The 10,149-nt window shown below is 43.8% G+C and carries 11 protein-coding genes and 1 pseudogene; 9 read left to right on the forward strand and 3 right to left on the reverse strand.

Going from position 1 to position 10,149, the window contains the following annotated elements:
• The 8 genes and pseudogenes from VK080_RS15675 to VK080_RS15710 all read left to right on the forward strand — a co-directional run.
• Nucleotides 1-463, forward strand: a pseudogene (locus tag VK080_RS15675) (7-carboxy-7-deazaguanine synthase QueE); the annotation flags it as partial.
• Between the two features lie 213 nt (nucleotides 464-676).
• The gene (locus VK080_RS15680) at nucleotides 677-1,915 is read left to right on the forward strand and encodes an NRAMP family divalent metal transporter (protein ID WP_324225711.1); all 1,239 of its coding nucleotides are present in this window, start codon (nucleotides 677-679) and stop codon (nucleotides 1,913-1,915) included.
• 28 nt (nucleotides 1,916-1,943) lie between these two features.
• Nucleotides 1,944-2,666 carry a 5-oxoprolinase subunit PxpB gene (gene pxpB, locus VK080_RS15685; RefSeq protein ID WP_324225712.1) on the forward strand — a complete coding sequence of 241 codons (723 nt, stop codon included), beginning with the start codon at nucleotides 1,944-1,946 and terminating at the stop codon, nucleotides 2,664-2,666.
• A complete protein-coding gene (locus VK080_RS15690; RefSeq protein ID WP_324225713.1) occupies nucleotides 2,656-3,675 on the forward strand; it encodes a biotin-dependent carboxyltransferase family protein in 1,020 nt (339 codons plus the stop codon). Before pxpB ends, VK080_RS15690 begins: the two co-directional genes overlap by 11 nt.
• Complete coding sequence (locus VK080_RS15695) at nucleotides 3,672-4,436, forward strand: 5-oxoprolinase subunit PxpA (protein ID WP_324225714.1); 765 nt, start codon at nucleotides 3,672-3,674, stop codon at nucleotides 4,434-4,436. The genes VK080_RS15690 and VK080_RS15695 overlap by 4 nt, the downstream gene beginning before the upstream one ends.
• A gap of 16 nt (nucleotides 4,437-4,452) precedes the next feature.
• The gene (locus tag VK080_RS15700; protein ID WP_324225715.1) at nucleotides 4,453-5,244 is read left to right on the forward strand and encodes a putative hydro-lyase; all 792 of its coding nucleotides are present in this window, start codon (nucleotides 4,453-4,455) and stop codon (nucleotides 5,242-5,244) included.
• A 176-nt stretch (nucleotides 5,245-5,420) separates the two neighbouring features.
• Entirely contained in the window at nucleotides 5,421-6,614 is a 1,194-nt protein-coding gene (locus tag VK080_RS15705; RefSeq protein WP_324225716.1) for a DUF4317 domain-containing protein, read from the forward strand.
• 109 nt (nucleotides 6,615-6,723) lie between these two features.
• The gene (locus tag VK080_RS15710; RefSeq protein WP_324225717.1) at nucleotides 6,724-6,978 is read left to right on the forward strand and encodes a hypothetical protein; all 255 of its coding nucleotides are present in this window, start codon (nucleotides 6,724-6,726) and stop codon (nucleotides 6,976-6,978) included.
• An 88-nt stretch (nucleotides 6,979-7,066) separates the two neighbouring features.
• Here VK080_RS15710 and VK080_RS15715 read toward each other — a convergent pair whose 3' ends face one another.
• Nucleotides 7,067-7,993 (reverse strand): prenyltransferase, encoded by a 927-nt coding sequence (locus VK080_RS15715; protein WP_324225718.1) that lies wholly within the window; start codon nucleotides 7,991-7,993, stop codon nucleotides 7,067-7,069.
• A gap of 307 nt (nucleotides 7,994-8,300) precedes the next feature.
• Between VK080_RS15715 and VK080_RS15720 the strand changes: the two genes are divergently transcribed.
• On the forward strand, nucleotides 8,301-8,756 hold the full coding sequence (locus VK080_RS15720; protein ID WP_324225719.1) for a PTS sugar transporter subunit IIA: 456 nt from the start codon (nucleotides 8,301-8,303) through the stop codon (nucleotides 8,754-8,756).
• 205 nt (nucleotides 8,757-8,961) lie between these two features.
• On the opposite strand, the gene VK080_RS15725 is transcribed toward VK080_RS15720, so the two are convergent.
• Together VK080_RS15725 and VK080_RS15730 are read right to left on the reverse strand one after the other, a co-directional pair.
• Nucleotides 8,962-9,312: a DUF1360 domain-containing protein gene (locus VK080_RS15725; RefSeq protein WP_324225721.1), complete on the reverse strand. Its 351-nt coding sequence runs from the start codon at nucleotides 9,310-9,312 to the stop codon at nucleotides 8,962-8,964.
• Nucleotides 9,313-9,425: 113 nt separating this feature from the next.
• Nucleotides 9,426-10,149, reverse strand: a 724-nt coding sequence (locus VK080_RS15730; protein WP_324225720.1) for an N-acetylmuramoyl-L-alanine amidase, incomplete at its 5' end; no start/stop codon positions are given.

Raw genomic sequence — 10,149 nt, forward strand, 5'->3', positions numbered from 1 at the left:
CGGGTTGGGAGCTTTTGTTGATTTATTACAAGAGAACCGGATAAAAATCTCACTGGAAACACAAGGGAGCAGGTGGCAGACGTGGTTTGCCTCTATTGATGAGCTAACCCTGTCTCCAAAACCGCCCAGCTCCGGAATGAAAACCAATTTTTCCATCCTTGATGACATTATTGCTTCACTACAGGAAGAACAAAAAGGAACATGCAGTTTGAAGATAGTTATTTTTGATTTTGCCGATTTAGAGTATGCGAAGAAGATCCATTTACGATATCCGAATGTTCCTTTGTTTTTGCAGGTCGGCAATGATGATATCGAAAACGCAGATGATGATCTTCTGCTTCGCCGTTTGCTGAACCGGTATGACTGGCTGGTGGAACAGGTGATGGACAGTCATGAACTGGTTAATGTTCGTGTGCTTCCACAGCTTCATACGTATTTATGGGGTAATAAACGGGGAGTTTGAAGGTTGATAAAATACTATTACATGACGACAGTCAGCGATGCATCTGGTGAAACATCGCATCTATCATTTACAGCCCGGTTCTTCCAGATTCGGAAGGTGCCGGGTTTTTCTGCAAATATCGAATAAGTATCTTTTTAAAAAGGGATTTTAAAATTTTTGACGAATATTGTAAAATATGAAAACGTATAATTAATGAATGAACGGAGGCGACGAATGTCTAAACATGCGTATGATGAATCCGAACTTAAGCCGGGTAAAATGACTAAAAAGCAAAAACAGGTCTTATGGGGCGCCATTTTCCTGATGGCTACCTCATCAATTGGGCCTGGCTTTCTGACACAAACTTCTTTTTTTACAGATAAATTTGCTGCCAGTTTTGCATTTGCAATTCTAGTATCGATTATCATTGATATTGGTGCACAACTGAACATATGGCGCGTTCTGGTAGTTTCCAAAAAGAGGGGTCAGGATGTTGCGAATATGGTGCTGCCGGGACTGGGCACGTTCATTGCTATTTTAATCGTATTAGGCGGTCTTGCCTTTAATATTGGAAATGTCGGTGGTGCCGGTCTGGGGATGAATGTTTTATTTGGTTTTTCGCCTGAGGTTGGAGCGATTATTTCTGCTGTTCTTGCTATCATCGTATTCAGTTTGAAAAACTCTGGTAAAGTAATGGATTTTGTTGCTCTGACGCTTGGCATTATCATGCTGGTCATGGTTGCCGTTGTCATGGTGACCAGTTCTCCTCCGGTCATGGAAGCAGCTAAAAACAGTCTGTTCCCTGGCGATTACGGGGCTATGCTTTTGCCTGCAATCACCTTAATTGGCGGTACAGTAGGCGGGTATATTACGTTTGCCGGCGGACACCGACTTCTTGATGCCGGTATTAAGGGGAAAGAAAATGCAAGTTTTGCCGGGAAAGCTGCCAACCTGGGTGTTTTAACGACTGGTGTTATGCGGGTAGTTTTATTTCTGGCCATTCTTGGTGTTGTGGCGGCCGGTTATGGTCTCTCTGACGACCACCCGACCGCATCAGTTTTCCAGTATTCATTGGGCGGCGTTGGATATAAAATTTTTGGTGTTGTTTTATTCTCGGCAGCAATTACATCTGTTATTGGCGCGGCGTATACAAGTGTGTCGTTTATGCGTTCATTTCACCCTGTTGTTGAAAAATATAATAATATTTTTATTATCGGTTTTATTGTTTTTTCAACTTTAATATTTGTTTTGGTGGGAGAGCCAGTTAAGATTTTGGTACTGGTCGGCTCATTGAACGGTTTAATCCTGCCCCTTACGTTGGGTGCGATTCTCATTGCTTCGCGTAAGAAAAAAATCGTGGGCGACTACCATCACCCGACATGGATGATTGTCTTCGGTGTTGTTGCTGTATTAATCACTGTTATTGCAGGTTATTTCTCGCTTCAGGGAATAACAGAGATTTGGACCGGCTGATGTCTGATAGTTGGAACGGAGGTGGCTTATGGAATACACAGTGTCCCCGCTTGGGGATGAATCAGTTGTGATTCAATTGAGTGAATCAATTAGTGTGGAAACACAAACGCATATTGGGGCAATCGCAGTCTATTTGGATAACCATCCAATTTCCGGCATGGTCGAATATATTCCGGCGTATACGACCATAGCCATCTTTTATAATGCAGTGGACGTGCTTGCGGAGAATCATTCAGATGGAACAAATGCATTTGATATCGTACAGCGCGAGATTGAAAAAATGGTTTCCCGGCTTCCAAAAAATCCGGAAACAGAGTCAAACGTTATCGAGATTCCAGTATGTTATGGCGGCGAATTCGGTCCGGATCTGGAAGTGGTCGCACGGCATAACAATCTTAGTGAGCAGGAAGTTATTGATACGCACGCGAACGGGGATTACATGGTTTATATGATCGGGTTTGCACCGGGATTTCCATTTATCGGCGGTATGTCGGAAAAGATCGCCACACCAAGAAAGGATTCACCGCGATTACAAATTCCAGCTGGTTCAGTGGGTATTGCCGGCAGTCAAACCGGTGTTTATCCGATTGAAACACCCGGGGGGTGGCAACTGATTGGAAGAACACCGATCAAACTATTCCGGCCGGATGAGGAAGTGCCTATTCTACTGAAATCAGGGGATTCGATACGCTTTTTTCCAATATCTGAACAAGCATATCATAACTGGGGAGCGGGAAGTCATGAGTATTAACGTCATAAAGCCCGGGCTGTTGACGACGGTTCAGGATTTAGGGAGACACGGCTATCAGAAATATGGTGTCATTGTCAGCGGTGCGATGGATTCTGATTCCTGCCGGCTCGCCAATTTACTTGTCGATAATGAAAAGGATGCCGCAGTATTGGAAATGACGATATCCGGTCCTACCATTGAATTTCAGGAAGATACCCTGATAGCTATTTGTGGGGCGGATATGTCAGCTGAGATTGATGGTCATCCGTTCCAGATGAATAAGGCTGTATGGGTAAAAAAAGCAAGTGTTTTACAATTTAAATCGGTGCAATCTGGCTGTCGGACCTACATGGCGGTTGCGGGTGGAGTCGATGTGCCCCGCGTGATGGACAGCTATTCAACCTACTTACGCGCTGGGATTGGTGGTTTTAAAGGACGGGCACTGCAAAAGGATGATGTGTTGCCAGTCGGTTCACCTTCGAATTATGCCGGAATACTGATGAAACAAATGCACACCGAGGCTGATGCCGGGCATTTTCGTGAAATGGATTGGGGGGTATCAATGAATTCCTTGCCTGATTATCGTGAAGGGGCGATTATACGTACAATCCCGGGGCGGCAAGCGGAATGGTTTACGGAAAAAAGCCGGGAGTTGTTTTTGTCGGAACCATTTACAGTTTCCACAAAATCAGACCGGATGGGATATCGGTTAAACGGACCGGAATTGTCGTTGCAAAATCAGCAGGACTTATTATCAGAGGCGGTGGCTTTCGGTACCATACAGGTCCCGCCGGATGGGAATCCGATTGTGCTGATGGCTGACAGGCAAACGACGGGCGGATATCCAAAAATCGGCCAGGTGATAACGGCGGATTTACCGGCTATGGCGCAATTAAAACCGGGCGAAAAAATATATTTTAAAGAAATCAAACACAGTGAAGCTCAGACATTACTGGTGGAAAATGAGAAACAGTTTGAACAATTGAAGATAAGTATAAATTTGAAAAAAGAACAGGAGGGCAATGCATGAATATCGATATAAATTGTGACATGGGCGAAAGCTTCGGGGTATACAATATGGGCCGCGATGAAGAGATTCTTGATTATATTACATCGGCTAATATTGCCTGCGGGTTCCATGCCGGGGATCAGTCGACTATGCGAAAGACGGTAAAAATGGCATTGGAAAAAGATGTTGGAATCGGTGCACATCCCGGATTTCCTGATTTAAACGGATTTGGCAGAAGATATATTGCATTATCCCCGGAAGAAATTTACGAACTGGTTATATACCAGGTAGGAGCGCTGCAAGGTTTTGTCAAAGCTGAAGGGGGAAGAATGCAGCACGTGAAGGCGCATGGTGCGTTATACAATCATGCGGCAAAGGATAAAAGTATAGCCGAAAGTATTGCAAAAGCGGTTTATGATCTTGATCCGGAGCTGATTTTGTTTGGCCTGGCCGGCGGTGAACTGGTCGAAGCAGGTGAACAAGTCGGCTTACCGACAGCCAGTGAAGTATTCGCTGACCGGACATACCAGGAAGATGGCTCGCTAACATCCCGCCGCGAGAAAGATGCACTCATATTGGATCAGGAAGTTGCTTCCAGCCAGGTTGTTCAAATGGCGAAAAACGGTAAAGTGCGGTCGCAGCAGGGTACGGACATTTCCATTAAAGCGGATACGGTCTGTATACACGGGGATGGCATTCATGCACTGGAATTTGCTCAGCAGATCAATCAGGGACTAGCTGATGAATATATTTCGGTTTCAAAGATAGGTGAATTTTTATAGTATTGGAGGGACTGCCGTGAATACACTTAACAATGCGACGCCAGCCGAAGCGAGGCGTTTGATACGAGAGGGAAAATGGGTCAAGCCGACATCCGGTGTTTCCAGCGGATTTACGCAGGCTAACCTGGTTGTGCTTCCCAAGGCGTCCGCATTCGAATTTTTGTTGTTTTGCCATCGAAACCCAAAGGCATGCCCGGTTTTGGATGTGACCGAACCGGGATTGTTTTCACCATCCGCGGTTGCACCGGATGCAGATTTAAGGACAGATCTCCCGAAATATCGTATATACCGAAATGGCATATTTGATGACGAACGTACAGATATAACGGATATTTGGGACGATGATATGGTCGGATTTTTAATCGGATGCAGTTTTACATTCGAGCAGGCTCTAATCCGCAATGATATTTCCATTCGAAATATCGAAGAACAATGCAATGTACCAATGTATATAACGGATCGTCAGTGCATTCGGGCTGGAAAATTTGATGGCCCACTGGTTGTCAGCATGCGGCCGATACCTGAAAAAGACGTTGTCCGGACGGTTCAGGTTACATCCAGATTTCCGTCGGTACACGGCTCCCCGGTTCATATTGGAAGTCCTCATACAATCGGGATCCAACAACTGGATCAGCCGGACTTTGGTGATCCGGTTACGGTCAACGAAGGAGAAGTGCCGGTTTTTTGGGCGTGCGGTGTGACACCACAGGCGGTGGCGATGAACAGTAAGCCGGAAATGATGATCACACATGCACCCGGCCATATGTTTATTACTGATTTGAAAGATGAGCAGTTTTCTGTGTTGTGAGTTTTTGAGTCTCATATTAATAAGAATGAGGGGTTGCTACTTCTAAGCAGCCTCTTTTTGCTTACATCCACTGCGAACAGCACTCAGTACAGGAAAATTCACCGTCCTCTATGATAGAATAAGAGAATGTGCGTGAAAATATAAACGCTGACTACCAACATAGGAGTGGAACAACTTTGGACAAAAATGACATCGCAAATATCCGCAAACAATTCAAAGTGGATAATGATTTATTGACCATACATGACATATTTAATGTGTACATTATGAAAGAGTCGAGTGATATTTATCATCACCAGAGTATGCCGTTTGAAATGCTGGAACAGGAACAGCAGGAACTGTTTATGGAAAACTTTAAAAAAGTGCTGTCCGGCCAATTGGATGAAAAGTTATTTGAATTAAAGTTTCAGCGTGATGTGGAAAACAACAGTCAGCTCATTCTCCATCAAGGTCTGTTAAGCAATGATACAGAAGAATGGAAAGGGCAAATGCTCCAGCTCGTCGAGAAAATGCTGAAGGATAAACAATATGAAATGGATATTGTCGTCACCTTTATTCGGGGGGAATATATGAAACCGATGAAAAACATGAGTGAGGAGTCGGAAGAAAGTGAACGGGATACCGTTTATTCCCATCCATTCATTTTATGCAGTATGAATAAAACGCAGGACCCGAAAAAAGAATTGCTGTTTGACTATGTTGAAAAGGAATTTAAATATAATATCGTCGTTGATCCAATCATCAATTTGAAAGCGCCCATATCAGGATTTCTATTTCCTTCGATCACGGATAATGCAGCGGATGTCAATCATGTCCTTTATGCGGCTGGGAAGAAGAATGAACCGAGTTATCATTTTATCGAAGACGTTTTAAATGCGGAAGAAATCATGACCGCTGCACAGGATAAATTGGTTTTTGAGGAAATTGTGAAAAACGTCGCCGGTGATCAGGCAATCAATACAGAAACACTTTCAAATGTGTATGAGGGAATCAATCAGGTTGTGGAAGAGAATGAAGAGGAGGAGCGGCCGACATTGGACGCGGGAGACGTTGAGCACCTTTTAACGGGCAGCGGACTGGAAAATGTCAATGCCGAAAAGGTGTCGTCCGCCTTTAAAACGGTCATTGATGATGAAACATATGAGTTTAAAGCGAACAACATCGTACCGAAATATGATTCAAAGTCTATTAAAATAGAAACGAAAATAGCGAATATCAAGATCAGCCCGCAAGACTTGAGGCACGTACGACAGGTCCACTTTGGGGGGAAGCGTTACTTAATGATGGAAGTGGAAGAGAACACAGTGATTGAAGGTTTTGAAATGATTCCGGAGGCTTTAGTTCAAAAAGCGCCGGAGGATGAGGAATGATATGTTGAACAAAACAAGAACGTACGTTTGCATTTAGGTGTTGTTTACAGTATAATAAGTCGTAAGATATCAGTAATGCAATCGAATTTAGGGTGGTGGAGGGATGCGTATGACCAATGAAACAGACATCCTGATTTACCAAACAGAAGATGGGAACACAAAAATAGATGTTAGGCTGGAGAATGAAACGGTATGGATGACGCAAAAGGCAATTGCGGAGCTGTATCAAAAGGGAGTAAATACAATTAACGAGCATATAAAAAATATATATGCAGAAGGTGAGCTTCACGAATCGGCATTCGGAAAAACCGTTGAACGGATTCGTGAAGACTGTGGCTGGCAGTATTGCTATCCAGGAGTATGAAACGTTCATCAGCAACGAATAGAGCAAAACGCGGGTGATGACTTTGAACAATTTATTAACCGAAATAATTTGAAGGAATAAAAAACGTTTAAATAAAAATACCCAGCCAAACACCAGTAATCATGGCAAGTAAAAGGATGATTTTTTCGTATGCCGAAACTTGGTCATGATCATCCACTTGCATTTTCAGAACTAAGAAAATGGCAGTACCTGCAACAGCCAGTGTTCCAATCATTGCCCAGATCCGATCGGTTCCGAGCCATACGGCACATAAGCCCGTCAGCGCGAAATATAATAGGGCGGGTAACCGGCTGAACGCAGATCCAAATTTCTCAACAGACCATACGACACTAGTGATTTTGATAGGGGAAGCCATTCTATCAGCTTCACGGTCCGGTATATGATGAACCATGACCCAGGCCATACAAATTAAAGCATTGATCATGGCGTTTTGCAGTGCCCATATAGGAATCGAATCCAATGTTAGCCAGGCCCCACCCAGCCCGAGAATAAAAACAGACGGAAACATCGACAGCCATTCGCCAATAAACGGACGATAGCTGAGCTGCAATGGACGGAGTGAGTATGAAACAGCGCCCCATATACCAATGGCAAGTAATATTGCAATTTTATAGAAACCAAAAATGATTAATCCTATGACAATCAAACCAAGTGAAAAAACAAGCCATTTTCCCAGCAGCCAAAGTGAGGAGGCTGAAATAACCCCAGTTTGTATGACACGACTGCCGCCTGATAGAATTGCCGGACTGTTCTGGTCCGTTCCTGACGTGTGGTCAACACAATCGTTCAGAACATGTGTAAGCACGCCGTGAATGAGAAAGGCTCCAAATACGAGTAACAGGAATATCAGCAGCAACCTGTTATTTGAAACAGAATAATACAGGAATATAGGTAACATAGTGGAAACAATTGTCGTTATGCTTGATGAGATGACTGCTATGGATCGTAAGAGAATCCAGCTGTTTTTGAGTGGTGCCAGGAATGTCTGGTTCATCGCTTTTCTAACTCCTTTTTATTCTGCCTTAACGGACGACAAGCCTCACGATTTCAATGCAAGCGGTAAAGCTGAGCGGTGTTACCTGTGAAAGTGAAAATCCGGCTCTGTTTAACGAACATTCAGCGGGAAAAAGCCCCCACTGAGTGACATTTCATGTAATAGTATCATAGTATATACACTTATTTCTTTCTAGTATAATATGAAAGTATGAATCATACTACTGCACGGGACAATATCTGCCCGATTAAATTGCTCGCGCGAAAAGTTTTATATCACCGTTATTTTGGTTAAAGAGGTGAGAAAGATGGACAACTCTGAAATTGAGGTTTTGAAGCTGAATGTATCAACTGACAAAGAAGCATTGAAGTATATGGGTGATTTCCTGGTGTTTCAGGGAATTGCGGAGAAAACTTTCCCTGAAAAAGTGATGGAGCGGGAAATGGAATTGCCTACAGGATTGCCGGTACAGCCCTATGGTGTTGCCATTCCGCATACAGACCCGGAGTATGTCATCCAGCGTCAGCTGCTGGTTGCGCCTCTGAAGCACCCTGTTGTTTTCGCGCAAATGGGGGACCGTGATCAACATGTGAAGGTTTCGTTTGTTTTTATGCTGGCAATCCCGGACTCCGGCGAGCATTTATCATTGATGCGGGATCTGTTCAACTGCTTTGAGGATGATCAATTCAATCAGGCACTGGCCAATTGGGACGGGAAAAAATCCTCTCTGAAACGATTGATTCAACGGCATATACATGGGTAAACAACAGATATTGGGGAGGGTCAGGCACCCTGTTTCGTCTTGTATACTGGGCGTGGTGCCTGTCTTTTTGATCAATCCTTATTTTTCAGCCGTTCGATGATTTTTTCCGGATTTTCTATGATTTTTTTATATTGTGTTGTCTTGTTAATTACCGGATATCATTGAGTTTCGGCGAATCGGGACACGAGTGTCTGCCACCCTGTCCCTACTTCAATTCTTTTGCTTCCTCATCATACAACGCAGTGCGTTTAATATTGACACCGACAAATGATTCAAGGATTGCCTGACCGCCGGCAATTGCCAGGATAAAGATTAAATACTGGGCGATATCGGGAATCCACAGATATATCAGACCGAGAAATATCGCACTCCAGATTCCTGCGCACCAGTAGCAGGTTAAAAGGTAGCCGATGTTGGATTTGGGCACCGTCTTCGTTTCTGTTTGCGAGATTTTCTTTTCTGTTAAAAAGGGTTTGCGGATAAATTCAGTTATTTTATCGAATACGATTAAGTGTGTCAGCCTGTAGCTGGCAAGTACCAGCATGATTAAAGCCATCCAAGTTAATTCCAGTTCCACAATAAAACAGATCCTTCCGATTTTTTCCTTAGTCTTAACTTATTAAAGAATCTTAACCAAGAAATGGGACAAGAGTGTCTGACACTCTGTCCCTATTCCTGCACGATATACGCATCGTTAATGCCTGCGTTACGGACTTCTTTCAATCGTGCTTCGGCATTTTCCCGGTCTGAAAAAGCACCGGCCTGAACACGATACCATTGTTCGCCGGAAATGGTAACTGCCATGACAAAAGATTCGATGTCCTTTGATTGCAGGTAATCTACCCGATTGTCTGCATTTTCCTTTGACTGGAATGATCCGGCTATGACTTTATACAGTGTCCCGGGATCATCTTTTTTTTCCAGGTTAAACGCTTTTGCCAATCCATTCACATGCCCCCTGGCTACAGATTGCCGCCATGAAGCTTCTTTCATTAGTTCAGCATCCTGTGCATTGTCGATGAATCCATTTTCTGTTAGAAGTGCCGACATGGTTGTTTCCCTTAGTACATGAAAGTTCGCCTTTTTCTGACCGCGGTCCTGCAGCTGATTCACCTTTATGACTTCTGCATGAATCGTATCTTGATAACGGGCTGTTTGTGATGAGTCAGATAAGCTGCTGTGGATAAAGTCCTCATAGCCCCGGGCTGATCCATTAAATGAATTGCAATGAATCGACAAGTAATAGTCCGCACCCCACGAATTAGCTTCGTTGGTCCGCTGGGTCAGACTTTTCGTGCTGTCATCTGTGCGGCTCATGCGCACATGAACACCTTTGTATTCATTGGTTAGAATGTTACGGATGCGGCGTGCAATATCAAAATTGATATTTTTT

The organism is Lentibacillus sp. (assembly GCF_035301925.1).
Lineage (GTDB): Bacteria > Bacillota > Bacilli > Bacillales > Amphibacillaceae > Lentibacillus.